Here is a 26,931-nt window from a genome sequence, read left to right as displayed (position 1 = left end):
TCCCTTCACAATAAATCGTAGGCTTGAAGATTCTCATCCACATAAGCCTCTAGTTCGTCTTCTTCAAGATGTTTGAAGACATCTGATTTAAGAATTTCAACGTAATCTTCACGGCGATAATTAAAGGGACGGTCGCTTAAAGGATGACGAGCAATCAAGCGTTGGTCACAATAGACTTTAAGGTCCTCTTGTTCTTTTTCACAGGTTACGGTCTGTCCAATATATTTAACCGGCACTGAATATTTACGCCCTTCAAAGATCACAAGTGCCTCTTTAGAGACTTTTCGAGTCAAAGGAACACTCAATTGACTATAAACTTTGAGAAGCTCTAAATCAAAAGCCTTGAGATTCAACGCCTCTTGGTCAAGACGTTCAGAAGGTGAGGTTCCAATCGCTTGAGAGATTTCTTTATGATTCAAATCTTCCATCAATTGTTGGACCAGTGCTTGTAATTCTTCAAGGTCTTCAAACTCATTGTTAAAGACAAGCAGGCGGTCAACAGTTCTCGCAAGCGCTTCTACTTTACCTTTGGTTTGAGGTCTGAATGGCCGACAAGCAATGGGTTTAAATCCAGCATCTTTTGCATACTGCCTGAATCGTTCATTGAAAACAACATTTGAGAATTGACTTTTAGAATGGTCCACCACTGTTTTCATATTGTCAAACCAAATTTCTTCAGGGACACCTCCGAATTTCTCAAAAGCGTGATTGAGACACTCAAAGAGTGTGGGTTGGAGACGGTCGACGGTCAATTGAAGATACTTCATCCGAGAGTAGCCAAGAATATACAGAAAGATATTAATCGTAAACACTTCACCATTGCGTGAGATCAGTTTTAAATTTTCTTTCCAGTCGACTTGAGCAGAAAGTCCAGGCGTTGTTTCAATTCGAATCGTTGCTTTATGTTTGCAGGATTCTCGAATCAATCTGGCATAGCGTTTGACGGTCGTATATGAGCCTTGATAGCCTTTTAGTTGGATGAAGTAGTAAATTGAGCGCACAGAGCAGCCAAGCTTGAGTTTATCTTCAATGATTGATTTATAGTTCTCAATAAGTGACGGTGGGACCCTTCGTTTTGAAGCTTCTTCAAGGGTCTTTTCTTTTCCGAGGTCATAATAACGTTTGACCGTCCGATAGTCACAATTATAGCGTCTGGCAATATCAGCGAAATTAGGTTTAATTCCAGTCATAAGATGTTCGGTTATACTTTCTAGGATGTCTTTTCTCATAAGGAAAAGCCTATCACAATTTTAAAGTTAACCTACATTTTCAATGGCCCGTTTCCTACATTTTAGCATGGCCCTTTACATCCCCGCATCATCACTGGATTTTTAAAGCCTCACACGTTAAATCTGTTAAGGATCTCGAAAATAGAGAAGGCCGTAAGATAATCACTAACTAACTAACTAACAATCAATAAAGAATTATGAATCAGTAGTAGTGATAAATCAAACTGACGGAAAGAAAAACAGTTACCCCATAGCTAACGCCTGCAATGGAGAAGTTAGTATTTCAGAAGAAAAAAATAATAAAATATAGGAAATAGACTTATTATATAGGTATTAAAAGGAGTGTGATGAAAAAGTATACTATTGGTAGAAATGAGAAATGTTTTTGTGGTAGTGATATTAAATTCAAAAGTTGCTGTATGAGGAAAAAAGATTTATTGGAAAGAGAGAGCATAGATGCGGAGAGCTTTAATAAATTATACAGCAAGGGGAGGAAGCAGGCTCGTTTTAGAGAGTGCCACCACCCTGTAAAAAACGAGTGTTCTGAAAAAATAATTTCTGCACATTCAATACAAAACAATAAGATACTATCAAAAATAGCTGATGATGGTGTTGTACTAATGCCTATTCCAAAAAATTTAAATTTTAATGAACAAACAGAATACGGAAGAAAGGAGGCTACTACTTTTACAGGTTTTTGTAATGAGCATGATAAGTATACTTTTAGACCTATTGAAGATAAAGACTTTGAGGGAAGTGAGGAACAAGTATTTCTACATATTTATCGAGCATTTGTGCTGGAACTTCATAGAAAGGAAGAAGGGCATAGATTTTATCAATATTTATTTTCGATGATGCCATCAATTGCAAGAAATTCGGAAACAATGAAGCAATTGTGGGTTTCCAAAATAGGACACGACGACTTGTTGATAGAAAAGGAAGAGTTTGACAAAGCGATAATAGATAATAAATACAATTGTTTAACCTATTTTGTCTGGGAATTTGAAGGAGAAAGTAACTTCGCTGCAACTGGTATGGAAGAACCAAGGTTTGATTATTCTGGACTAAGAATTCAAGATTTAGAGGACTTTGATATTCCGGCTAAACACATTTACTATACAATTTTTCCTGATAATGGAAAAATGTATTTCATAATTGCTTGGCTCAAAAGTAATGATGAACTATTTTGTACCATTGGTGAGAAATTAGGCAGCATTAATGAGGAAGAAAAGAAAAATTTTGTTAATAATGTTGTACCGAGTACAACAGAAAATCTAGTTATTAACCCAAGCTCATGGGGAGCGATGAAAAGAAAAGAAAAAGAAAATTTCAATTCCATTTTCCAGGGGAAAGAAGTAATGTTGGAACTTCTAGGAAAATTAGTTGATAGATTCTCTTATCCTGGATATGATTTATTTAAATTGTAATTGTTCAAACTTATAGAAGGAGTTTAGTGGTGTTCTGTCAGAAAAACTCCAATTTTCAAGAAACTCATATTGTGATTTCACATCTTAATAAACAAAAAAATGCTACTGAATTGATTCGGTAGCATTTTCTTTTTATTTTCCAATCACATAATGAAGTTGAGCAGCCTCTGTGGCTGTCAGTACTTGATAGTTGTATAAGGTAGAGAATCCTGTTCCAGACTGTGAAATCAAGATTGAGCCATCGGGATGGATGGCCTCCACAAACGCCACATGTCCATAAGTTGGATCAGCTTGCCATTGTCCGCCAATAATCTGTCCAGGTCTGAAACTCACCGCACTATGAAGTTGCGGAGTTGTCGTGATCTCATAAGCAAGATTATTTTGCCATTCTCCTCCATTTCCCATTGAGGTACTGAAGTGAATCCCGAATTCTTGGGCTCTATTATAAACCCACCAAGTACATTGTTTATAAGCATAATTGGTTTCAGAATATTTTTCTGAGTGAATAGGAAGGTCAATCGTCCATTCTGTAGGTAGAAGTGGTTCTTGTTCGGAATCAATTTTATTTTCAGATGGTATAGGAATAGTAGGAATCGTCGCTTCAGGAGTGCTATTAATATTAACCATTCCTGCTTTTGCATGAGAAGGGAACACATTTCCCAAAACGAGAAGGCTACTCACAACCAATAGAGGTGAGAGAAATTGATAAGTTGTTTTTTTCATGTTTCAAATTATAATCCATTTGTTTAAAATTGGCAAGGACTTTAGAAATAAACAAAAACTTTTGGAAGTGTGCTATTATAAGTCATATAAGTCGTGCGCTTTCTAATGCTTAGTGGTTTAAGATTAGGATAGCACGACTTATTTATTTTCCAATGAAATTAACTAGCAATTCGGGTATGAGATTTTAATTTAGAAACATAGTCTCTCATTTGGTATCCCCATCCTTGATCTGAGTGGAAAGTACGTCGATAAGGACAATCAGATGTCACAGCTAAGGCTTGATTTAGAGCAATATCAATTGATTGATAAGAGGGTTGTTTAGAGATATGATAACTAATCACCTCGCTATTAAATAAATCAATGTAAGGATTGAGATAACACTTTTTCTGAATTCCATCTTCATAATATTTGAATTCTGTCGTATCTGTTGTGATTTTTTGATGAGGAATGGAAGTTCTGAATCGTCTGTGCAATTTATTTTTAGCTACCGTCCCTACTTTTCCTTTATATGAATTATAATTACGTGATTTGTGCCAATAAGACGTCACACGAAGCCCTAGATTCTTCATTAAGCGCTGTACCTTCTTGTGGTTGACGTGATAGCCACGTTGCTTAAGTAATTCACTCATTGGACGATAACCTGCATTGGCATGTTCTTGACGTATTTTAAGCATTTCTTTTTCGATAAGCTCATCTTTGTTTACCCGTTCAAAACAGTTAACCCAATAATAATAAGTGGCTTTAGGGAATCCTGTAACTTTCAAGATTTCTTTGAGTTTGAGGGTTTTACGGAGACTGTAGATGAGTCTTGATTTTTGTTCATTAGAGCATTTTTCTCCAATCTCCGAAGTCCTTTTAAATAAGCTACCTCAATTTGCGCATAACGTAATTCTTGTTCAAGTTCTTTAATTCGTTGAGAATCATTTGGGTTCTGAGTCATAGGCGATGCAATGCTTTCTAGTTTTTTACGCCGTCCTCTCTTTTTGCTTATTGGGACTTCTCCATAAATTTTGAAATGATTAACCCAGCTTGCAAGTAAGGTAAAATTAGTAATTTCGAATTTTCTTGCCACAGCTTCATACGTTAAATCAGTTGTTAAATAACATTGTACCGCATTTTCTTTCAACTCCATAGAATAATTTTTATTGACTTTGGGTGAGCTGTAGGAAGTCCCTCTGCTCGATAATTGCGAATCCAGTGTCTAACCTGACTAGATGAACCTACGTTGTGCAGTTTAGCAAGATAGGTAGAGCCTCCCTTGCCAGATAAATAATCTTGAATAACGCGTTGTTTTAATTCTATGGAATATTTGACCATAAGAAAAGACCTCCGAAATATAGACTTTTCTGGAAAGTCAACGAAAAACTAGACACGGAGTTAAGAGAATTTAAGAATTATATTTTTCAAAGTCTTTTGGAGACTTGTAATCAAGACCTGAATGCATCCTTTTTGTATTGTAATAGGTCTCAATGTATTTAAATATTTCTTGAGTAGCCTCAGCTCTTGTCTCAAAATGAGCATCATTAATAAGCTCCCTCTTTAGCGTCTTATAAAAAGACTCCATCATTGCATTGTCATAGGGATTTCCTTTACGACTCATGCTAGATTGAGCACCGACTTGACGAAGAGTAGATTGATAACGAGAGCTTGTATATTGACTCCCTTGATCAGTATGGACAATCAAGCCAGGCTGAGGATGTTCTTTCCCACAAGCTTGTAAGAAGCAATCCCTCACCAGTTTATCTTGCATCCGTGAAGATATTGACCAGCCTACAATCTTACGTGAAAAAACGTCGATATTCACGGCTAAGTATAAGGTGCCTTCTTTGGTAGGGATATAGGTCATGTCTCCCAGCCATACTTTATTAGGAGCTGTTGCTTTAAAGATCTGATTAATTAAATTGGGTCTTGAAAGCGAAGCTCCTTTTCTGTTGTAATGTTTATATTTATAACGGCTTCCCTTGGCATAAAGTCCCATCAAGTGCATCAGTTTCCCAACACGTTTCGTGTTGGTCATAATACCAGTATTATGAAGTACCTTGGTAATTCTAACCGCACCATAGCGTCCCTTATGCTCATGAAAGACAGCTTTTATCTTCTCTGAGAGAATTTCTCTCTCCACTTGTTGTTTTGAAGGACGACGATGCATGTATTCATAGAAACCTGAGCGAGAAACCTTAAGAACTTTTACTGCATGCTTAATTTTTATCTTCCCATGATGTTTCAAGAGAAATTCAAAACGTTTTACTTGCTTCGCTTCAAGAAGACCCGGAACTTTTTTAGAAGTTCAAGTTCCTCCTGAAGATAACGATTTTCTTTCTCTAACAATTTAATCTTATGTTGGGCATTAGCTAGGGCTGTCCCATTGCCTGGAAAAGCACTTTCTCCATATTCTTCAACTTCTTGAACCCAGCGATAAAGACTATTGGCATGAACCTCAAGCTCTTGGCTGACTTCTTTAACAGAGTAACCCTCTTCAAGAATGAGTTTTACTGCAGAATTTTTAAATTGTTTATCGAATTTTCTTCTTGCCATAATAAACCTTTCCACGATTTCTCTTAACTTTGTGTCTAGTTTATTATAACCTTTCCATTCGGAGGTCTTTTCTTATGGTCAAATATTCCATAGAATTAAAACAACGCGTTATTCAAGATTATTTATCTGGCAAGGGAGGCGCTACCTATCTTGCTAAACTGCACAACGTAGGTTCATCTAGTCAGGTTAGACGCTGGATTCGCAATTATCGAGCAGAGGGACTTCCTACAGCTCACTCCAAAGTCAATAAAAATTATTCTATGGAGTTGAAAGAAAATGCGGTACAATGTTATTTAACAACTGATTTAACGTATGAAGCTGTGGCAAGAAAATTCGAAATTACTAATTTTACCTTACTTGCAAGCTGGGTTAATCATTTCAAAATTTATGGAGAAGTCCCAATAAGCAAAAAGAGAGGACGGCGTAAAAAACTAGAAAGCATTGCATCGTCTATGACTCAGAACCCAAATGATTCTCAACGAATTAAAGAACTTGAACAAGAATTACGTTATGCGCAAATTGAGGTAGCTTATTTAAAAGGACTTCGGAGATTGGAGAAAAATGCTCTAATGAACAAAAATCAAGACTCATCTACAGTCTCCGTAAAACCTTCAAACTCAAAGAAATCTTGAAAGTTACAGGATTCCCTAAAGCCACTTATTATTATTGGGTTAACTGTTTTGAACGGGTAAACAAAGATGAGCTTATCGAAAAAGAAATGCTTAAAATACGTCAAGAACATGCCAATGCAGGTTATCGTCCAATGAGTGAATTACTTAAGCAACGTGGCTATCAACGTCAACCACAAGAAGGTACAGCGCTTAATGAAGAAGCTAGGGCTTCGTGTGACGTCTTATTGGCACAAATCACGTAAATATAATTCATATAAAGGAAAAGTAGGGACGGTAGCTAAAAATAAATTACACAGACGATTCAGAACTTCCATTCCTCATCAAAAAATCACAACAGATACGACAGAATTCAAATATTATGAAGATGGAATTTAGAAAAAGTGTTATCTCAATCCTTACATTGATTTATTTAATAGCGAGGTGATTAGTTATCATATCTCTAAACAACCCTCTTATCAATCAATTGATATTGCTCTAAATCAAGCCTTAGCTGTGACATCTGATTGTCCTTATCGACGTACTTTCCACTCAGATCAAGGATGGGGATACCAAATGAGAGACTATGTTTCTAAATTAAAATCTCATAGAATTTTTCAGTCTATGAGCCGTAAAGGAAACTGTCATGATAATTCAGTTATGGAGAATTTCTTTGGGCTACTTAAACAAGAAATTTACTACGGACATATCTTCTCGTCTTTCGAAGAACTGGAACAGGTTATTGTAATCTGGATTAGGTACTATAATACAAAACGAATCAAACAAAAATTGAACTGGATGAGTCCAATTCAATTTCGCTTGAATTACCAAAACAATTAAAAAAATCCAAGTATTTCTACTTGGATAAAAAGTCTAACTTTTGGGGTACACATCAGTTAACGGTTCTTAGAACATTATACTGCCACCGACTTTTAATCGGATACACTAGGACTTGTTAGCGCAATTCCTTTTTCTTTACCCTTATTTTATCACAACTTCGTTTTTTTGTCATCTCGTTTAATTAAGAAAGATAAACACTCTCATCTTCTCATAAAACTGTCATAATCTGCTCATATTGCTCAACTTTTCAAGGGTAATCGGGCAATTCATTAAATTGACTTAAAATAACTATTAAAAACTTTCGTTTTAATTATCAAGATATAAAAAGTTATTGGTAGTATGTCAGTAACTCATACTCGATTTCCATCAAATTTGACTATTTTATTTTACTTTACTTCATTTTTAGCGGCAAACAAATCATTTAATGCTTCAGTCATGGTTGGATGAGTGTAAATTTTGTCACGCAATAATGTGTAAGGCAAGCCTACTTCAATCGCAAGACTTATGAGATTAATTGTTTCATAAGATTCTTCTGCGTAAATTGTAATACCAAGAATTTTGTCTGTCTCTGGATCAACCAAAGCTTTGAGTAAGCCTTTAGACTGATTCAAGACAGCTGATTTTGGAATGGCTGTCGCAGCAAGTTTGAAGAGACGATAATCGATGCCCGCTGCTTTAGCAGCTTTTTCATTAAGGCCAACTTTAGACAAGGCAGGTGTGATAAACACAGAGGTTGGTACATTTTTGCGGTCAGACAGACTCCGCTTACCATCTCCATAAAGGTTATTACTTACAATACGGAAATCATCAAGGGAAGTGTAAGTAAATTGTAAACCGCCATGCACATCCCCAAGTGCCCATACATTTTGAACAGTGGTTTCAAGTTTATCGTTGACCACAATTTCTCCACGTTGACCAAGTTGAATATTAGTGTTTTCAAGTCCAAGTCCAGCAGTATTGGGTTTGCGACCTGTTGCAACCAAAATTTTATCTGATAAGATTGAAACTTTTTTGCCTTCTTTATTTATTATTTCAACGCTATTGTCAGTAATAGCATCAATCTTCACGCCAAGCTTAAAGATAATCCCCCTAGATTCAAGGTCGGAACGAACCAACTTCGAAATATCTTCATCATCACGAGGAAGGAAGTTATCGAAAATATCAAGAACTGTTACTTTTGATCCGTAACTTGCAAACATTGAAGCAAATTCAAGACCAATATAACCAGAACCAATAATCGTCAAATGTTCAGGAAGCTGCTTCAAATCCATTAATTCAGTTGAAGTCACAACATTTCTACTGTCCACAAGTCCGGGAATTGGTGGCAAGACAGGTGTCGCGCCAGTATTGATAAAGATACGTTCGCCAATTAGTTGTGCAATGACTTCACCCTCAGCATCCATCACTTCGATTTCGTGATCAGAGACAAATTTTGCTTTGCCATCAATAACTTCAGCTGTTGCTTCATCCGCAATCATGTGATAATTTTTTAGATTCAAATTACCTGTAAGCATCGCTTTTTTTTCTTCAGCTTCTGTGAATTTCAAACCTTTTTCACCGTTGACAATCAAAAATTTTGATGGAATACAGCCGATGTTGATACAAGTCCCACCATACATTAGAGTTGATTGTTCAATAACGACGACACTTTCTTTTTTTTCCAGCAAGGAATTTGGCCAAGGTCTTTCCACCTTTACCAAAACCAACAACGATATTTTTTACGTCTATTTTTTTCATTTAAAAATCTCCAAATTTTAGTTTTGAACTAACTTATTATCCACGATAGATTTACCACAGCACCGAAGCTTTTAATTTTTTCAGTAGCTAGTTCATCAAATATTATTTTCATTTAATTTGCCTGTTTACCTATTGCTTCAAAGCTCTTCAAGAACTTTTGCTGTACTCATGGTGCGATCTGCAACAAATCCAAAATTTGTTATTGCTGCATCATAGGCTTCTTGACCAGGTGCTCCTGTTGCGTCAGCTGCAACGTGAACGTGAAAACCTAATTCTACGAGTTCACGCAAGTGTGAATCCACACAGAGATTTGCGTTCATTCCAGCCAAGATAACAGTATCAATGCCGTTTTTACGGAGTTGAAGCGCCAAGTCATTTGATTCGGGACCGAAGATTTTGTGGGGGCTTGTGATGATAGTATTTTCATCCAAGTAAGGTTTGAGTTCCTCCACGAAGTCTGCTCCTGAACCTTTCACTGTTTCTTGATACTGGTGTTCACGATGGAACATTTTATTATTCAACATCATTTGTTCGCCTTGACCACCAAATTTCCAGTTTTGGTCATGGTCGTAAAAGTAATGTGGTGAAATAAAGATTTTATAGCCTTTTGCTTTAGCATGTTTGAAGAGTTCTGTAAGATTCTCAGTGGTATGATATTTTCTGAGGATATCTTTTGTTAGACCATAGCCTGCACCTTTTGGTTTGAGGAATTCGACTTGTGGGTCTGTAACGACGAATGCTGTATTTTTGTTATTGAACATTTTGTTCTCCTTTAAATATAAAATTTTTATGATAATTCTGCAATGAGTTGCTTAAGTATCCCCTTACGAAGAACGTCTATGAATGTTTGACAACTTTGCCATCTTTTTTGAACATCGGCAATGGGATATTCTCTCCGAATCGCATCGGCCTGCAAAAGCTTGACTTTTTCTTTAGATTCAACTGCTGACATAAAGATTTACGTCGTATCACAGCAGTAGGCGGGGCAGGACCTGGTCCGATAACTATCATATCCAATTTTTTCATTATTTTTCTCCCACTTTTTCAAAACTAGTTTTTAATAAATCAAAATTTGATTCAAGAACATTTAAATCTTGAGTCACTTTCAAGAGTAGAAGACTTCCTTGAATTTGAGCAATAATTGCATGTGCTGCAGGAAGATTTTGTTTCACCAGCAGTCCTGTTAAAGCTGATAGATTTTCCGCAATTTTTTTTTGTAAATCTGAAAATAGTTGTTCAAGAGGTTTTCTAAAATCCTCATCTAGGGCGGAAAGCTCAATAACGAGATTACCTACAGGACAGCCGTAGTATATTTTTTTTTGCGCATGATCACTGTAAATCCAATCCAGCATCTCTTTCAAGTTTGCCAGTGGACTTTCATCTCTCGATAGGATTCCATTTAGCAAATGTGTTTGCCAAATTTTAACATGATTATCGATGACTGCTAGGCAAGCTTCTTTTTTTGAATCAAAGTAATAATAGAATTGCCCTTTGCCTGTCGCAGTTTCATCTAAAATATCATTAATAGAAGTCCCTGTATAACCTTTTTTATATATAAGCTGTTCTGTAGCCGTCAATATCTTTTCTTTCGTATTTCTCAAGTTGTACACCTCCATATCTTTAGATTCAAATGGTTAGATTAGATTGTATCTAACAACATTGTTTTGTACCACTTGGTATAATTATATTAACATCTTCTTTTTTGAAATACAAACATTTTGTACCGAATAGTACAAAACATATCATTAACTGTGTCCTAGTATAAAAAATGATTTTATCATTTCTAAAACCGCACTAACTGGTACCGATAATATAATATCATTACCCGAACCATCATTGCGTTTTACTTTTTTGTAGAGTTCACTTTGCGTAATCCATTCTACTTCTTTTGATAATTCTAATTTGGTATTTTCCCAGTAGGAATCATCAACAAGATAATCATCCAATATCATTGTTTGCCAATTCAATGTTCCCATGTTCTGTGTTGGAGACAAAAATGTCACAAAATATTTCAGTATCTAATTCTCCTTATCTTCCTGGATAAAAAAATAGTGACACCACTGTCGAGAAAACTAGCTCAGACAATTGTTAGTAAATACTTTCTTGTCGTAGTTTTCCTTTTATATTCACGAATTTTTCCCAACACTAACGCTCAGCAAATCAGTTTAAAACCTAAAAAAATGCTCAAAGAGCGTTTTGATTCAAACACTATATTTTTTAAAAAATTTTTCTTTAGATACAACTTTGCGGTTGGTTATATCTAAATAATCTCCAATTTCACCCATCACATAAATATTGTTTCCCGCTAATCCACCAGCTAAACTTCCAGCAACAGAGCCCATAATTCCCAATTTTAAAGAACTTTTAGCTGAAGGTTTGATGCCATTCATTAGAATTTTTAATCTTTCGTCATACCAACTAAGATAATTTTCTTTAAAAGCATTTTTTACCCAATCTGGTTGTTCATTATTTTTACTTATTTCCCAGACATCTACAGTCTTATCTTTATAAATCGCTTTAATAATTATACCTCCTGTTAAATTAGAGAAAATCAATGTAAACATACTTCTCAATCAATCGTTTGGTGTACCACCACTACCATATGGATTATGATTATAAGCGTGAAAGCCCGTTACAACATTTAATTGATTAACTACTTGTTGGGCAGTTTGACCTGATTTAACACCAATTCCTCCAAGCCATCCTGCAAAAGCAGAACCCCATCCGCCTCCTCCACTAATTTCTTGAAGTTCCTTTTCAGACAACATTACAAATTGTTTTAAATTAAGTTCTTGGGTTTTCATTTTAAAAAACTCCTTTTCATTAACTTTGTAAGCACTTTTATTATATTCCTTTTTCATTTCCTTTTCAAGAATTAAAAATCCCTTATTGCTCCTGTCGGTTCTGTTGCAAAGTTTTCCAAAAAATCTATTTTAGTGTAAAATTGAGAAAAAAGACAGAGACGACAGAGTAATGAATCATTTTAAAGGAAAACAATTCAAAAAAGACGTCATTATTGTCGCTGTTGGTTACTACCTGCGTTACAATCTAAGCTATCGTGAAGTTCAGGAATTGTTATATGATCGTGGAATAAATGTTTGTCATACTACGATTTATCGTTGGGTGCAAGAGTACATCAAAGTCCTCTATTATCTTTGGAAGAAGAAAAATAGACAATCCTTCTATTCATGGAAAATGGACGAAACCTATATCAAAATTAAGGGACGTTGGCATTATCTTTATCGTGCAATTGATGCGGACGGCTTAACCTTAGATATCTGGTTACGAAAGAAACGGGATACGCAAGCAGCCTATGCTTTCTTAAAACGACTCCATAAACAGTTTGGTGAGCCGAAAGCAATTGTGACCGATAAAGCACCTTCTCTTGGCTCCGCCTTTAGAAAGTTACAGAGTGTGGGTTTATATACTAAGACAGAGCACCGAACTGTGAAGTATCTTAACAATTTAATAGAACAAGACCATCGACCTATTAAACGACGGAATAAATTTTATCAAAGTCTCCGTACAGCCTCTTCCACGATTAAGGGCATGGAGACCATTCGAGGAATATATAAAAAGAACCGAAGAAATGGAACGCTCTTCGGCTTTTCGGTGTCTACTGAAATCAAGGTATTAATGGGAATAACAGCCTAAGATATTCGGAGTTCAGAGAGGGCGCGTTTAATTTTCAAACTTCGCAACAGAACCGTTTCTACTCAATGAACTATAAGCAAAAGGCAGCTGATCTCAACAATGTGAAGTCAGCTGCCTAAGCAAGGTTCAAAATATTAAATTTTACCGGTCATCAGTACCATTTGACTTTGAACCTCAACTCCAAATATCGTAGCGCCCTTTTCTTTTTGTCGATACGCTGCTGCCCTAAACGCAACGCATGGACAGGCTATTCTTCACGTTGTTTCCGTTTCAATCCTAATACCCCCATCAGAATGACCACAATGACACCCAAGAAGCCAAACGCTGGCCGCTCAGTTGTCTCTCCTGTCTTGGGTAATGCTCCCTTACCGGATGTAAGTTGACCATTACGATCAGTCGTATCATCCGTGCTCGTTGACGTCGTTGTGGCTGGCTTTGTTGGGATATTACCGCCAGAACTAGGCTGGCTGCCCTCATCGCCTTTGTCCTTACCTATGTCGCCTGGAGCGGGCGCCGGGGTACCTTGAGCGCCGCCTTTGTCGCTAGTACCGGATGTATGTTGACCATTACGATCAGTCGTATCATCCGCGCTCGTTGACGTCGTTGTGGCTGGCTTTGTTGGGATATTACCGCCAGAACTAGGCTGGCTGCCCTCATCGCCTTTGTCCTTACCTGTGTCGCCTGGAGCGGGCGCCGGGGTACCTTGAGCGCCGCCTTTGTCGCTAGTACCGGTTGTATCGTCGCCTTTACCAACTGTCTTGGCCGCTTCAACGGCAGCTGCCACCTTCGTTTTCAGACTTTGCAAAGCTTGTAAATGTGCAAGCTTGTCAGACGCATCAGCACTGGCTTGACCAGACGTCAATGTGTCAGCAATGTCGGCATACCAAGTTTTGCCAGTTGCAGCATCTTTAGCATTGCCAATCTCAGCCGGTGTTGCCGCTTTAATACCCTCCGCAAGTTTTGCTAATACTGCATCAAGTACCTTGGCAAGAGTCGCTTGAAGCTGGTCGTCCGTTTGCGTGCCTGCTTGAGCTTGTGCCACTAGGTCGTCTAACGCTGCAGTAAATGTTTTGCCAGTGATTGGATCAGTTTGATTGCCCAAGTCCGTTCCCAGCGCAGCCTTCACAGATTGCAACTGGTTAAGCAGCGAAGTCTTCTTATCTGCAGGTAACTTGGCAGCTAATTGATTGATCGCAGTTTGCAGGTCTCGATTGGCACCAGTAAGTGAATCAACTGAGGCGTTCGTCTGATCAAGCGCCGTTTGTGCCTTCTGCGTTGCCGCTGCTAAAGCAGTCGTTGTGGCATCATCATACTTACCGCTGGCACTTAGCGTTTTGGCGGAAGCAATCAGATTAGTCAGTGCCTGCTTAGCTGCCTGCAATTGTGCAGGATCATCGGCCTTGATATTGGTGACAACATAGTCGACGGCTGGTGATTCATTACCGTATAAATCAGTCGACTTAAACTTGAAGGTGCCATTTGCCGTGATCGTGACACCGGCTGCCGGAACATCCTGATATGTCTTGCCACCATCAGCACTATACTGAACCGTTTCGCCCGTTGCGGCAGCGTTTGCCGTCAGAGTCACCGTTTGGGCTGGTTCAGTGGTACTTGGCGTCACAGTTGGTGCTGCCAGTGTTTTCTTTGGTTCGTAGTAAACTGTGATGTTCTTGGTCGTGGTGTTGTCTTCGCTATCTGTAACAGCAACAGTCAGCACGTTTTTGCCTTCGAGCAATTTAACGGGCTGATCAATAGCCATATGACCTGGTTTGCCGCTATTGATGTTGATGTCTGCGTATTGGCTGGCGACAGAACTGCCGTTAATTGACAGACTCAGATATTGCGCATTGTCAGTGGCTGTTCCGATAATCTGGAAGTTTGGATCGTTGGTATAAACCGGTGCATCTGTCGAGCTGTCCAATGACAATGTTGGCGCCACTGCATCCAAAATGAAGGTCAACGATTCTTGGAAGGTCTTGTTTTGAGTGGTGTCACCCACAACAACCCCAAACGGTTTTTGTCCAAGAGTACCTAAATCTAAAGTGAAACTGAAAGTCAGATCATCCTTGATTGGAATTTGCTTACCATCAACCTGCAACGTTGTCGTTGGGTGCTTGACCTTACCAGTAATCGTCGCAATCCCGGTCTTAGGGTCATAGAACTTAGCCGAGGTGGCATTGAATTCATTGGAACCAAATGTCACACCTTGATCGAACGTCACAGGATTCTTCAACATATCAGGATCATAAGACGAGGTAATCGTCTTTTGCTCCGTCGTGGTGTTTCCGTCTTTGTCGGTGGCGGTCACTTTGATGGTATTGTCACCATAATTAACCGGTACATCAACACTAAAGTGATGTTGTGCATCAAGTGCTGCTACGGTGTCGCCAACATTAACTGTCTTGGTGTCAGCACTAACCGTCCCTGTAACCTTGATGGTCGCTTCAGAGGTCTGATCCGAGCCATTGTTGAATTTCAAATCAGTAAAGGTTGGCGCCGTCAGCCGAACTTTAGTGTCAAAATGTTTAAGCAACTGGGTAAGCGCCTTATCGGCATATAGATCCACTTGCGCGGCGTAATCAGCATTTGTGACCGGCATTGAGGCAGTGAAACTGTTAGTCGCAGCATCGTAGGTTGTGTTCAAATCATGTTTCTTTCCTTGTGCATCAGTGTAAGTACCGTCAACCGCTGCTGGATACGTTCCACTAAACGTATACGTCCCGCCACCTTGAGTATTGGCTTCGTAGCCGGTTGTGGTACTTGAGATCTTGTCTGGGATACCGCCGCCGTTCACAATTAAATCAAACGATGTAGACCCCGGCTTCTGAACGCTGGCATCTTGATCAGTGGCATTGGATGCATTATCAGTCAAGTACAGCTCAGCCGAATTGTCGCCATTGCCAAGTGCTTGGGCCTGTTCATCAGATAATGGCGTTTCAATTTTGGTGTACCCATCAGCCGTTGTCCCAGCATCGGTAAAGGTAGCATCAAGATTCGTCACTTCATTAATTGCAGTTTTAACGCTCTTGGTGGCATCAAGACCACTCAAATCATCCTTGGCTTCAGCTGTCAAATAATACTGGGTTTTCCCATTTTCCGTTTTGGCTGACAAAGCGACATGACGAACTGTCGGCGCCTTAGAGTCGAGCTTGAAAGGCACATCAAACACTTGACGTTTGTCGCCGCCTTCCGGTACACCGGAAATACGATAAGTATAACTGCCATCATCAGCCGTCTTGATGTTGCCATCACGTTGATCATAATAGGTGCCATCCCACGCTGGAGCATGGTAGTAGATGTACTGCTGCGAATTAGCATTATAATAGGTCTTCGTCAGATTGGTGGAACTGCTGAGAGTCGTAACTTTATTGCCCTGACCATCAAGAATATCAACTTGGACGTTGCTGATATTGCGCAATAGATAATACTTCATGCTGATTTCATTATATAAGGCATTCTTGTCACTCGAAAAAGCAATCGCCTGATCGTCAACTGTCTGGTTGCCATCAGCGTCTGTGACCATGCCGCCATGATATTGAGTGCCTGTATTTTTGTTCGTCAATAGTGGCACGGTGCCAAAATTACCACCAGCAGGACTATAAGTGATCCCATTGAGACTATCGACAATCTTACCGTCATTCCAGTCACCAAAAAAGCCCATGTATGGCAAGTTCAAGCGCGATCCATCGCTACCCTTAAAGTTCAGAAAACCTTCAACAAATTGCTGTTGGTCAAAAGCCTTCGGCAAAGATAGTGTGAATTCAATCTGCACCGTTTTTCCAGCAGGCACAGTTATGTTACTGCCAGCTTTAATGGCTGCTCCATCAATCTTCTTGTCATACAAAACCCTAGAATTAGGGTCAGTCGCTGATGTATAAACGGCATTAGTATCCGTATTACTGTCCATTTGATAGGTTAGTTCATGGGTCGTGCGATTCGTGAAGGTCAGTTTAAAGGTCTTGTCCGTACTCGTGAAGTCTTTCAATTCAACTGCCGGGTAGCCGTTTTCGGCGACAACCGTTGACGGATTCTTTTCTAATGCATCAATGGCTGCCTTCACATCAACAAGACCGGCCCCTTGCCGCCGCGGCGATACGATAACATTATTGTAGTTAATATCGTTGATTGGCTGGGCAGTATTCATCTCAACTGTCTTAAGAAAATCGGTGAGCGCTGTCCCTTTAAGTTGTTTGTAGTAAGCATAAAAAGGGTTGTTTTTGTTATTCAATGCTTGTTTCAACAATGCTTGTGAACCGGCAATAAATGGCGAGGCCATTGACGTACCAGACATATTTGTGTAGCCATTGTTGTTTTGCGTTGACCAGATGTTGCCGCCTGGTGCGGTAATATCTGGTTTGAAGGAAAGATTGGAAACTGGCCCATAGGATGTGAAGTCAGACATCTTGTCTTCAGTATATTTCTGATTTGGTACCATCGTCAGGGCAATCTTGACACCGAGACTATCATCCGGGTGTGCTGTGACCCAGTCAACCAGCTTTTGACCGGTTACACTTGAGAGCCCAAATGTTGGGAAGGTGGTGGTTAACGCTATAGAAGTCACCGGTGTTGCTGTGCCATCGTTGTTGACAATGATCAAGCCAGCAGCACCAGCGGCTTGGGCGTAATTTTGTTTATCAGCAAAGGTAAGTTCGCCACGTTTAACGATGGCAATTTTGCCTTTAGCGTCAGCAGTATAGTCGGCTACTTTCCCTTTGCTGAGGTTGCCACTAGCATCTTTAACAACATAAAACTTCTTTTGGTCAAAGCTACCAGTGAAATCGTTGCTTGAAAGCTGAATGGTTTCCGGTCCAAGCTGTAAACCTGTACCATCAGTAATGGTCACTGCCTGAGTGATGACATCCGTGTTTTCAGCGGAAGCAACTGTGGTCGCTCCTCGTGATGTCCCTGGCGTTCCCACCATTTCATTGTCTTGCAAACCGTAATAATCTTTGTTGACGCCTTCAGTTGCTGAACTGGATGTTCCTGAGTTCCCAGCAGAAATGACGGCGGCTGTTCCTGATTCGTTAGCATTTTGCACCGCAGCAAGTTCTGGATCCTCCAAGGTTTGGTTGCCTGAACCAGATCCTAAGGACATGTTGAGGACATCGGCACCGATTTTTGCCGAGTCTTCAATGGCAGAAACCAAGGTAGCTGACCCGGTTGTTGCAGAAGTGTCAGAGTTGGTGAAAACTTTCATTGCCAGTAGCTGTGCTTCTGGCGCAACTCCGACAACAGACTTGGCTGGATCGTCACCTGTCCCGTTAGCACCGATGATCCCAGCAACATGCATGCCGTGTTGTTCGTCAACCGTATCATCTGTAATTGTGTCGTTATTATCAGCATAATTAAACCCATATGGCACTTTTGAATTAAAATAGCGGCCATGCTTGGCGGTATCAGTGAATTTTTCAACATCAGATTTGGTTAGTTTAACGTCTTTATCATTGCTTAGCCGCATGTCTTTGTGTGTTGGATCAATGCCAGTGTCAATAACCGAGACAACTGTGCCTTCACCTTTATATTTGTAATTGGACCATACGGCTTGCACATTCGCCATCGAGTTTGCCTTAGTATCAGTCGGATAATAAACTTTCGCCAATGTGACTGTTTTAACTCCGGAAATTTGTTTCAGTTTAGGGATATCAACAACCCTAACTTTAGTTGAAAAGCCGTTAACGACATAGCCATAACTTTCACTGGCAGTTTGTTGGGTGACTTGTTCAACAGCTGCCTTAACGCTTGCCTGAGCCGCGATCACTTTATTGGTCTCCTGCTGAATCTCCGCCGTGCTGGAGTAATCAGTTCTTAAAGTGCCGTTTTCAGAGGCAGGCGCTGCGCTCATTTGAACAATGACGTCAACATAAATATCTTGCTGCTGAACTTTATTCAGCTTATTGTAATCAATACCTTTAGCCGCCAACTGTGTAGCAATCGCTTGATTCGTTGTCGCTGCAGTTGTGTCAGTGGCCGCTTGCTTAGCAGCCGTCACCGTATTTGCGAGTGATGATCCCTTAGTTTGCTGCGAGATAGCCGCCTTTGCTTGGATTTCGCCGACTGGCAAGACAGCCAGCGCCCCTAAAGCGACTGTGCCGGCTAACAAGATCGATAGCCCTTTCTTTTTCCTTTGCATCCAATACCCTCCACTTTCCAAAAGTTTCATAACCAAATCAAAATGTACGCTTGATGTAGTTAATATAATAGTATATAATATAATAGTATATACTATTATATTATATACTATTAAAGAACAAATTCAACTAAAATTTTAATCTTCTATTAATTTTTTTATCTGTAAATTAACTTTTAGCGTTATTATTTAGCCGTTTACAGACTATAGATGTTTTGAAATTTTTAGCATTATTAGAAAATGAGTATTTGAATTGAAATTCTCAATTGCCAAAGCTAGAATAAATACACAACGTTTACTGTAAGCATTTCAGAGGAGACCGAATCGATGAAGAAAAAAACGCGCCTTAAAGTATTATTGGCAAGTACCGCAACTGCTTTACTGCTGCTAAGCGGTTGTCAGTCAAATCAGACCGACCAAACAGTTGCGACCTATTCAGGTGGCAAGGTGACTGAAAGTAGCTTCTACAAGGAACTCAAACAGTCACCAACGACAAAGACCATGCTTGCTAACATGCTTATTTACCGTGCATTGAATCATGCCTATGGAAAATCGGTTAGCACTAAAACAGTTAATGACGCCTATGATAGCTACAAACAACAATACGGCGAAAATTTCGATGCTTTCTTAAGTCAAAACGGTTTCAGTCGCAGTAGCTTCAAGGAAAGCCTACGAACCAACTTTTTAAGTGAAGTTGCACTGAAAAAGTTAAAAAAGGTTTCTGAAAGCCAGCTCAAGGCCGCTTGGAAGACCTATCAGCCCAAAGTGACTGTCCAACATATTCTAACTAGCGACGAGGACACTGCTATGCAAGTTATCAGTGATTTAGCAGCTGGCAAGGATTTTGCCACGCTTGCGAAAACTGATTCCATTGATACTGCGACTAAAGATAACGGCGGGAAGATTAGTTTTGAATTAAACAATAAAACGCTCGATGCCACATTTAAGGATGCTGCCTACAAATTAAAAAATGGTGACTACACGCAGACCCCAGTCAAAGTGACAGACGGGTATGAAGTTATTAAAATGATTAACCATCCCGCCAAAGGCACCTTTACTAGCAGTAAAAAGGCGCTAACTGCCAGCGTTTACGCTAAATGGTCTCGCGATTCAAGCATCATGCAACGGGTTATCAGTCAGGTATTGAAGAACCAGCATGTGACGATTAAAGACAAGGATCTTGCGGGTGCGCTAGATAGTTATAAGAAGCTTGCGACAACGAATTAAGGCTTAACCGAGTAAGATGAAATAACAGCCAGTACTTTTAAAAATTGGCTCTTCGTCAAGTAGAGTTGATAGATCTTTTGTGAAGCATCTAGGCCTTAATTGGTCTAGGTGCTTTTATTATGCTGCTGCCTTGCTGCTCTTAGCTCTGAACCAAACCCGTTCCAGGAATATACGATTGATGAAATTGTTCCAATTCGTATAGCCGTACGCAGTGTTCTTAATCTTCTTGATGATGCCGTTAATACCCTCAAGGGTTCTGTTGCAAAGTTTTCCAAAAAATCTATTTTAGTGTAAAATTGAGAAAAAAGACAGAGAGGACGGAGTAATGAATCATTTTAAAGGCAAACAATTCAAAAAAGACGTCATTATTGTCGCTGTTGGTTACTACCTGCGTTACAATCTAAGCTATCGTGAAGTTCAGGAATTGTTATATGATCGTGGAATAAATGTTTGTCATACTACGATTTATCGTTGGGTGCAAGAGTACAGCAAAGTCCTCTATTATCTTTGGAAGAAGAAAAATAGACAATCCTTCTATTCATGGAAAATGGACGAAGCCTATATCAAAATTAAGGGACGTTGGCATTATCTTTATCGTGCAATTGATGCGGACGGCTTAACCTTAGATATCTGGTTACGAAAGAAACGGGATACGCAAGCAGCCTATGCTTTCTTAAAACGACTCCATAAACAGTTTGGTGAGCCGAAAGCAATTGTGACCGATAAAGCACCTTCTCTTGGCTCCGCCTTTAGAAAGTTACAGAGTGTGGGTTTATATACTAAGACAGAGCACCGAACTGTGAAGTATCTTAACAATTTAATAGAACAAGACCATCGACCTATTAAACGACGGAATAAATTTTATCAAAGTCTCCGTACAGCCTCTTCCACGATTAAGGGCATGGAGACCATTCGAGGAATATATAAAAAGAACCGAAGAAATGGAACGCTCTTCGGCTTTTCGGTGTCTACTGAAATCAAGGTATTAATGGGAATAACAGCCTAAGATATTTGGAGTTCAGAGAGGGCGCGTTTGATTTTCAAACTTCGCAACAGAACCGCCAATACCTTCACCGTTAATGCCTAAACGCTGAATGGTCAATGGAAAACGCTGGCCGATGTTAACGGTCGCTTGCACTTTTTCATCCGGCTGTTGTCGGCGCCGATCATTGTGCGATCGGGATTAGTGCGAATAATGATTAGGTTGTGGCATAAGTTTGATTTTGACCTCGTTTTTCTGTGAACTGTGTTAACCTCCATTATAGCATGTGGAAAGACACAGGATAACTGAGGAGGATTGTTTGAAATTCGCCTAACAGTCAGGTTATAATGATTATAAATTAGTAATCGGGGGTGGGCATATGAATTCATTGATTAGTTTAGAAAAAGTTAATTATCAAATCGCTGATCAACATATTTTACATGATGTTGATTGGCAGATTCCAGCTGGGGCTCATATTACATTGACGGGACCATCCGGTGGTGGGAAAAGTACGTTATTACGGATCATTGCGGCCATGATTTCTAAAACAAGTGGGACCTTGATTTTTGATGGGCAGCCGATTGAAAGTTATGACCCAATCATGTATCGGCGGCAAGTCTCATATTGTTTCCAACAACCGACGTTATTTGGTGAGACGGTGGCAGATAACTTAGCTTTCCCGTACCAAATTCGTAAGCAAGTCATGGATACGCAACGAGTGGTAACGGCGTTAAATAATGTTGGGCTGTCCGAACGAACCCTGCATCAGCCGATTATCGAGCTTTCCGGTGGTGAACGGCAGCGGGTCGCGCTGATTCGCAACATCTTATTCTTACCAAAAGTGTTGTTATTAGATGAGGTGACAGCTGGTTTGGATGAAAATAATAAGCAAATCGTGCACGCCTGGTTACGACAGTTAAATGAGCAGGATCACGTGACAACGATCATGATTACTCATGACGCGACAGAGATTGCTGCGGCAGATCAATTAGCGAAAGTGGTTGCTGGCAGATTGGAGGTACACGCATGAATTTAGCAGTTAATAATACGTCGCTATTTTTGGCGGCAATGTTAGTGCTCGTCGCGTTAGGAATTAGTTTGTGGCAGAAACTTGGCTTGGATAGGGACATCGTCATTGGTGTCGTGCGGGCTGTTGTACAACTATTTATCGTGGGTTACTTGCTAAAGTATATTTTCCGAGTCAACAATTTGTGGCTAACGCTGGCGATGATAGGCTTCATTATCTTCAATGCGGCTTGGAATGCGAAAAAACGGGGGCCGGGGATTGACCATGCATTAGCCATTTCGTTATTAGCCATTTTTGTTAGTACGGGGGTAACACTCGGCGTCCTCGTGCTATCTGGTGCGATTAAGTTTGTGCCATCGCAAATGATTCCCATTTCTGGTATGATTGCGTCGAATTCAATGGTCGCAATTGGGCTGGCTTATCGCAGCCTCAATAGTCAGTTTCATGACCAGCGGCAAGGTGTGCTTGAACGGTTGGCGTTAGGGGCTGGTCTACTTGATGCTTCGATTGCCATCGTGCGTGAGGCGATTCGTACGGGGATGTCACCAACCATTGATTCGGCAAAGACTGTGGGTCTAGTCAGTCTGCCAGGGATGATGTCCGGTTTGATCTTTGCAGGGGTCGATCCAGTACGGGCCATTAGGTATCAAATTATGGTCACGTTCATGCTCTTATCAGCGACTAGTTTGGGGTCAATCATTGCGTGCTATTTAGCTTACCGTAATTTCTATAATGAACAAAAACAGTTGAAGTAATGACTCTTGATTGCAGTCCCGCGGGGAGTCCTTTATGATGGAAGCTGAAATAAAACTTAATGCGGGGGTATTGATGTGAATGACGCAGTGGTTTGGGTTCCAGTTCCAGCAATGTTTTACTGAAGCTGGTTAGTACCAATTATATTTGGAACCATTTTTGGTTGGCGTTATCATCGCGATAAGGTTCGCCTAGGTAACGGTATTTGGTTTTCGCTATTTTTCTATTCGTTTTTAACCATGCTGGCGATTGCAATTTTAGGTAGCAATATCCACTGGTTGATCATTATCAGTGGAACGTTGTTTGTGTTGCTGATCCTGTTGATTGGGCTGATTTTTACCTTACAAGCTTTCTTGCTCTTATGGAATGCGTGGATCATGTGGCGTCATGAGAGTCATACGTTGGCGAATATGCTGACCTTGTACTTGGGACTGGCCATTCTGATTTTGCCATTTTTAGGCAATCTGTTGAGTAGTCATGTGCCGCAGCCCGTGAGTTATTTTTGGAAAACTTTGCAACAGAACCGATGTAAATGTCATGCTTTAGTCAGTGAATCAGGCTATGTCATAGACTACACAATTACTCCTGCTTCAATGGCTGATAGTTCAATGGCCGAGGAAGTGTTGAGTCAATTTGGGACACCAACAGTCCTTGGAGATATGGGATATTTAGGTCAGTCACTGCATGATAGGCTGGAATTAAAAGGAATTGATCTAATTACACCTGTCAGGAAGAACATGAAGCAAAAGAAAATCCTTTTCCCTAATTTTTCAAAACGTAGAAAAGTGATTGAGCGAGTTTTTTCTTTTTTGACAAATCTAGGATCTGAGCGTTGTAAAAGTCGTTCGCCTCAAGGTTTTCAATTGAAATTAGAGATGATACTTTTAGCGTATTCTTTACTGTTAAAATCAGCTAAATCACTGGAACCAGAGACTTTAAGATATTCTATCGGGTGTCAAGTCATGGCTAAATAATCAACTAGCAATTCGGGTTAACTAATACCAATCAAATGCTTAGTGGTTTTTCTACTTCAAGAACTGGTGTGGATGGCTTGAAAACAGGTTCAACAAGTTTTCAAATTGACTGTTTTGCTGGAACAACAAATCAAAACGGCTTTAGAATCATTACGGTTGTTTTAGAAGCTACAGATCCTGCTGCTGACAACTCAACTCCTTTCACCCTCACAAATCAACTGATGAACTATGTTTATGGTCATTGGCGTATGACCAGTCTTGTGCAAAAAAATAAATCCTTAGATGATTTTAAAGAAATTGCTGTGACTGATGGAAAAGAAAAATCTGTTCAACTCGTTGCTCCACAAAATATCACTCCCGTTGTTCCTTATGCTACAGATGGTAGTGCAGATACAAAATCACTGACAGTCAAATTCAGTAAGAAAAAAACAGCCTCAGTTGAAGCAACTGTGACTAAAAACCAAAAACTTGTCACACTTTCTACTACAGTAAAGGATAGTTTAGGCTATCTTCCAAATTGTACCGCAGAACAAATTCCATTGGTTGCTAAGAAAACTGTCCCCCGTAGTAGCGCTCCAAAGGTTTTTTGGAATCATTTTGTAAATTTCGTTAATGAAAAACTATAAAATTTTACTGACAGAAAACTTGTCAGAAAATTAACTCACAAAAAAAGCCGTCAATTTACTGACAGCTTTTTTATTATCCTTTAGAATTTACAATTGCAAGTAAAATTGCACCTGTTACGAACAGAACAATCCCAATTCCAACATAAACCAATTCTTTTTTGGTTTTCTTTTCACCAAGGAAGAGAATTCCTCCAATAGTTGAAATGATAACACCTAATTGTGAGAACGAAAAGGCAATTACGTTACCAGCAGCGCTTGCAGCCATAAGCATAAAGATATTTCCTACACCAAACATTGCTCCATCAATCATATTTTCATAAACATATTTATCCATTTTAATTTTGAAACGACCCATCACAAGTGCTCCAAAGATCATTCCAACTGACATTGGCAAGATAATTGTCAGTGCATCAAAATGAACATTGAACCAAAGTACTGCTAAGTTATTAAAAAGAATAACATAGATAACATATCCCAAAGTTGAGTAAGTTAAAGCAGTCAATCCTTTAGTATAATTACGTCCTTCTTCAACAACTGCATTTTCTGGGTCACGTTTAGCTGAGAAATAGAACCCAACTACCAAAACAGCCATCGCAATAAATCCGAGAATAAATTGAATTTGTTTTGTCCATTCGTGGAAAGCAAAAACCCCAATCAAGCCACCAATTACTAATTGACTCCCTGATGAAAGCGGACTTGCTACTGAAACACCCATGTATTTCATTGAATTAAACTGACCAAATTGTCCAATTACCCAAAGCAATCCACCAATAAATCCAATTAAGAAAATTTGCCATGTCAACGTTGGCATGCGGAATAAGAAAACAATAAGTGCAAAAACAAAAGCGCCCAAAGTCATTCCAAGTGTTTGTTGTTTAGCATCACCACCAAATTTATTAGCTACAAATCCGATAGAACCCCAAGCAAACATTGGAACAAGCGCGAGAAGAACTCCTTGCATGTTTATATTTATCTCCTTAAAATAATTTTTTACTTAAAAAATTAAACATATCTCTATATTACTCTTTTTTCGGGAAAAAACAAAAGATTGATGTTATCCTTAAATCTTAGAGTCACTATTGTATAATTTAGACAAAGGACAAAAACATGAAAAAACGCTACTCAAAAGAATTTAAAGAAACCCTTATCGCCTTCTATCATTCTGGTCAATCCGTCACCCAGCTGTCTAAAGAATACGACGTGGCCCCTGCAACAATTTATAAATGGATAGACCTCTACTCTAAATCTAATGAAAGCTCCGTCTCTAAAGCTGATTTTCTAGAATTAAAAAGACAACTGGCTAAAGTTAAGGAAGAACGAGACATCTTAAAAAAAGTATTGACCATATTCGCCGAGAAAAAGAAGTGAGTGCTGCGGATATGGCTCAAACCATACAAACTTTAGCACTCAATGTCAGACTAAGCTGTCAACTCCTTGATGTTCCTGAATCAAGTTATTATGAACGGATTAACCGACATCCATCTAAAACTCAATTAAGGAGACAATACCTGCCACTCAAAATGTCTCAACTCTTCAATGCTAACCGAGGAATCTATGGTGCTCCTAAAATTCATCATCTTCTACTTAAACAAGGGGAAAAAGTCGGGTTAAAACTGGTACAGAAGCTAATGAAGCAACTTCAACTCAAGTCTGTAGTCATTAAGAAATTTAAGCCTGGATACTCACTAAGTGATCACATCAATCGAAAAAATCTTATACAGACTGAACCTACAAAGAAAAATAAGGTTTGGTCAACCGACATTACTTATATTCCTACTCAACAAGGATGGGCTTATCTCTCAACCATTATGGATCGTTATACTAAAAAAGTCATTGCTGGGATTTGGGCAAGCGAATGACTGTAGAATTAGTGCAAAGAACTTTAAATAAGGCCATTAAATCACAAGACTATCCAGAAGCTGTTATTCTTCATTCTGACCAAGGAAGCCAGTATACGAGTCTAGAGTATGAAGAGTTGCTTAAGTATTATGGGATGACTCACTCTTTCAGTCGAAGGGGATACCCTTATCATAATGCCAGTCTTGAATCTTGGCATGGACATTTAAAAAGAGAGTGGGTGTATCAATTTAAATATAAGAACTTTGAAGAAGCCTATCAGAGTATTTTCTGGTACATCGAAGCCTTTTATAATTCAAAACGAATCCATCAAAGTTTAGGGTATCTTACACCTAATCAATTTGAAAAGGTAAGTGCTTAAAATAAATAGATTAAAATTCTACGTTTGTTACTCTAAAAACTTGACTTAACGTCATCAATAAAGAATATAAAAAACTAAAGAATAAAAAGTCCAAAACAAAGTAACATGAAAAATAAAACAATAATAAAAGCAGTTTTTAGTATGATTACTGCTTTTATTATTTCCTCCAAAACTGTTGTTTTACCTTTGTGTCGGTAGATTGTCGTTCTTTTGTCGTCTATCTGTCGTGTACATGTTTAAAAAA

At 39.2% G+C, this 26,931-nt stretch carries 18 protein-coding genes and 7 pseudogenes; 10 read left to right on the top strand and 15 right to left on the bottom strand.

Annotated features, from left to right (window positions below; translation table 11 throughout):
- Positions 1 to 5: 5 nt before the first annotated feature.
- Positions 6 to 1,229 carry an IS21-like element IS712 family transposase gene (gene istA / locus MHB61_RS12785; protein ID WP_003331415.1) on the bottom strand — a complete coding sequence of 408 codons (1,224 nt, stop codon included), beginning with the start codon at positions 1,227 to 1,229 and terminating at the stop codon, positions 6 to 8.
- 347 nt (positions 1,230 to 1,576) lie between these two features.
- On the opposite strand from istA, the gene MHB61_RS12780 reads away from it, so the two are divergent.
- Positions 1,577 to 2,656 carry an SEC-C domain-containing protein gene (locus MHB61_RS12780; protein ID WP_137016746.1) on the top strand — a complete coding sequence of 360 codons (1,080 nt, stop codon included), beginning with the start codon at positions 1,577 to 1,579 and terminating at the stop codon, positions 2,654 to 2,656.
- 132 nt (positions 2,657 to 2,788) lie between these two features.
- Here the strand turns inward: MHB61_RS12780 and MHB61_RS12775 are convergent, their stop codons facing one another.
- The 3 genes and pseudogenes from MHB61_RS12775 to MHB61_RS12765 form a co-directional block, all read right to left on the bottom strand.
- On the bottom strand, positions 2,789 to 3,379 hold the full coding sequence (locus MHB61_RS12775) for a CHAP domain-containing protein (protein ID WP_137016748.1): 591 nt from the start codon (positions 3,377 to 3,379) through the stop codon (positions 2,789 to 2,791).
- Positions 3,380 to 3,555: 176 nt separating this feature from the next.
- A pseudogene (locus MHB61_RS12770) lies at positions 3,556 to 4,696 on the bottom strand (IS3-like element ISLla3 family transposase); the annotation flags it as partial.
- Between the two features lie 70 nt (positions 4,697 to 4,766).
- A protein-coding gene (locus MHB61_RS12765; RefSeq protein WP_123174241.1) for an IS3 family transposase occupies positions 4,767 to 5,914 on the bottom strand; the annotation gives its coding sequence in 2 pieces (ribosomal slippage) (positions 4,767 to 5,662 and positions 5,662 to 5,914; 1,149 coding nt in all).
- A gap of 74 nt (positions 5,915 to 5,988) precedes the next feature.
- On the opposite strand from MHB61_RS12765, the pseudogene MHB61_RS12760 reads away from it, so the two are divergent.
- A pseudogene (locus MHB61_RS12760) lies at positions 5,989 to 7,362 on the top strand (IS3-like element ISLla3 family transposase).
- A gap of 386 nt (positions 7,363 to 7,748) precedes the next feature.
- Here the strand turns inward: MHB61_RS12760 and MHB61_RS12755 are convergent.
- From MHB61_RS12755 to MHB61_RS12725, 7 genes and pseudogenes are all read right to left on the bottom strand, one after another.
- Positions 7,749 to 9,099: pseudogene (locus tag MHB61_RS12755) on the bottom strand (FAD-dependent oxidoreductase).
- A 137-nt stretch (positions 9,100 to 9,236) separates the two neighbouring features.
- Positions 9,237 to 9,860: a cysteine hydrolase gene (locus MHB61_RS12750; protein ID WP_058212982.1), complete on the bottom strand. Its 624-nt coding sequence runs from the start codon at positions 9,858 to 9,860 to the stop codon at positions 9,237 to 9,239.
- Between the two features lie 26 nt (positions 9,861 to 9,886).
- Positions 9,887 to 10,051 (bottom strand): hypothetical protein, encoded by a 165-nt coding sequence (locus tag MHB61_RS12745; RefSeq protein WP_153915025.1) that lies wholly within the window; start codon positions 10,049 to 10,051, stop codon positions 9,887 to 9,889.
- Between the two features lie 73 nt (positions 10,052 to 10,124).
- Entirely contained in the window at positions 10,125 to 10,715 is a 591-nt protein-coding gene (locus MHB61_RS12740) for a TetR/AcrR family transcriptional regulator (RefSeq protein ID WP_023349277.1), read from the bottom strand.
- Between the two features lie 129 nt (positions 10,716 to 10,844).
- Positions 10,845 to 11,114: a hypothetical protein gene (locus tag MHB61_RS12735; RefSeq protein ID WP_023349276.1), complete on the bottom strand. Its 270-nt coding sequence runs from the start codon at positions 11,112 to 11,114 to the stop codon at positions 10,845 to 10,847.
- Between the two features lie 186 nt (positions 11,115 to 11,300).
- A complete protein-coding gene (locus MHB61_RS12730; RefSeq protein WP_137015828.1) occupies positions 11,301 to 11,663 on the bottom strand; it encodes a hypothetical protein in 363 nt (120 codons plus the stop codon).
- A gap of 9 nt (positions 11,664 to 11,672) precedes the next feature.
- Positions 11,673 to 11,903, bottom strand: coding sequence for a ComC/BlpC family leader-containing pheromone/bacteriocin (locus tag MHB61_RS12725; protein WP_031297153.1), 231 nt, complete (start codon positions 11,901 to 11,903; stop codon positions 11,673 to 11,675).
- Positions 11,904 to 12,072: 169 nt separating this feature from the next.
- Between MHB61_RS12725 and MHB61_RS12720 the strand changes: the two genes are divergently transcribed.
- A complete protein-coding gene (locus MHB61_RS12720; RefSeq protein WP_262652276.1) occupies positions 12,073 to 12,753 on the top strand; it encodes an IS6-like element ISS1N family transposase in 681 nt (226 codons plus the stop codon).
- 247 nt (positions 12,754 to 13,000) lie between these two features.
- Here MHB61_RS12720 and prtP read toward each other — a convergent pair whose 3' ends face one another.
- Positions 13,001 to 18,883 carry a PII-type proteinase gene (gene prtP / locus MHB61_RS12715; RefSeq protein WP_137016054.1) on the bottom strand — a complete coding sequence of 1,961 codons (5,883 nt, stop codon included), beginning with the start codon at positions 18,881 to 18,883 and terminating at the stop codon, positions 13,001 to 13,003.
- 324 nt (positions 18,884 to 19,207) lie between these two features.
- Between prtP and MHB61_RS12710 the strand changes: the two genes are divergently transcribed.
- Positions 19,208 to 20,107 (top strand): peptidylprolyl isomerase PrsA, encoded by a 900-nt coding sequence (locus MHB61_RS12710; protein ID WP_058212595.1) that lies wholly within the window; start codon positions 19,208 to 19,210, stop codon positions 20,105 to 20,107.
- Between the two features lie 117 nt (positions 20,108 to 20,224).
- Here the strand turns inward: MHB61_RS12710 and MHB61_RS12705 are convergent.
- Positions 20,225 to 20,368: pseudogene (locus MHB61_RS12705) on the bottom strand (transposase); the annotation flags it as partial.
- A 64-nt stretch (positions 20,369 to 20,432) separates the two neighbouring features.
- Here MHB61_RS12705 and MHB61_RS12700 point away from each other — a divergent pair.
- Positions 20,433 to 21,113, top strand: coding sequence for an IS6-like element ISS1N family transposase (locus tag MHB61_RS12700; RefSeq protein WP_283657087.1), 681 nt, complete (start codon positions 20,433 to 20,435; stop codon positions 21,111 to 21,113).
- A gap of 54 nt (positions 21,114 to 21,167) precedes the next feature.
- Here the strand turns inward: MHB61_RS12700 and MHB61_RS12695 are convergent.
- Positions 21,168 to 21,320 (bottom strand): annotated as a pseudogene (locus MHB61_RS12695) (23S rRNA (uracil(1939)-C(5))-methyltransferase RlmD); the annotation flags it as partial.
- 148 nt (positions 21,321 to 21,468) lie between these two features.
- Between MHB61_RS12695 and MHB61_RS12690 the strand changes: the two are divergent.
- From MHB61_RS12690 to MHB61_RS12675, 4 genes and pseudogenes are all read left to right on the top strand, one after another.
- Positions 21,469 to 22,119, top strand: a complete 651-nt coding sequence (locus tag MHB61_RS12690) for an ABC transporter ATP-binding protein (protein ID WP_010383508.1) — start codon at positions 21,469 to 21,471, stop codon at positions 22,117 to 22,119.
- Positions 22,116 to 22,871 carry an ABC transporter permease gene (locus tag MHB61_RS12685; RefSeq protein WP_010276774.1) on the top strand — a complete coding sequence of 252 codons (756 nt, stop codon included), beginning with the start codon at positions 22,116 to 22,118 and terminating at the stop codon, positions 22,869 to 22,871. The genes MHB61_RS12690 and MHB61_RS12685 overlap by 4 nt, the downstream gene beginning before the upstream one ends.
- A 525-nt stretch (positions 22,872 to 23,396) precedes the next feature.
- A pseudogene (locus MHB61_RS12680) lies at positions 23,397 to 23,843 on the top strand (IS982 family transposase); the annotation flags it as partial.
- Between the two features lie 35 nt (positions 23,844 to 23,878).
- On the top strand, positions 23,879 to 24,469 hold the full coding sequence (locus MHB61_RS12675) for a hypothetical protein (RefSeq protein ID WP_262652272.1): 591 nt from the start codon (positions 23,879 to 23,881) through the stop codon (positions 24,467 to 24,469).
- A gap of 73 nt (positions 24,470 to 24,542) precedes the next feature.
- Here MHB61_RS12675 and MHB61_RS12670 read toward each other — a convergent pair whose 3' ends face one another.
- Positions 24,543 to 25,430: a GRP family sugar transporter gene (locus tag MHB61_RS12670; RefSeq protein WP_081144391.1), complete on the bottom strand. Its 888-nt coding sequence runs from the start codon at positions 25,428 to 25,430 to the stop codon at positions 24,543 to 24,545.
- A gap of 146 nt (positions 25,431 to 25,576) precedes the next feature.
- Between MHB61_RS12670 and MHB61_RS12665 the strand changes: the two are divergent.
- A pseudogene (locus MHB61_RS12665) lies at positions 25,577 to 26,687 on the top strand (IS3-like element IS981 family transposase).
- The last annotated feature ends 244 nt before the right edge of the window (positions 26,688 to 26,931 follow it).

Source organism: Lactococcus sp. FSL K6-0773 (assembly GCF_038006485.1).
GTDB lineage: Bacteria > Bacillota > Bacilli > Lactobacillales > Streptococcaceae > Lactococcus > Lactococcus lactis.
This window is presented reverse-complemented; position numbering and strand designations above follow the sequence as displayed.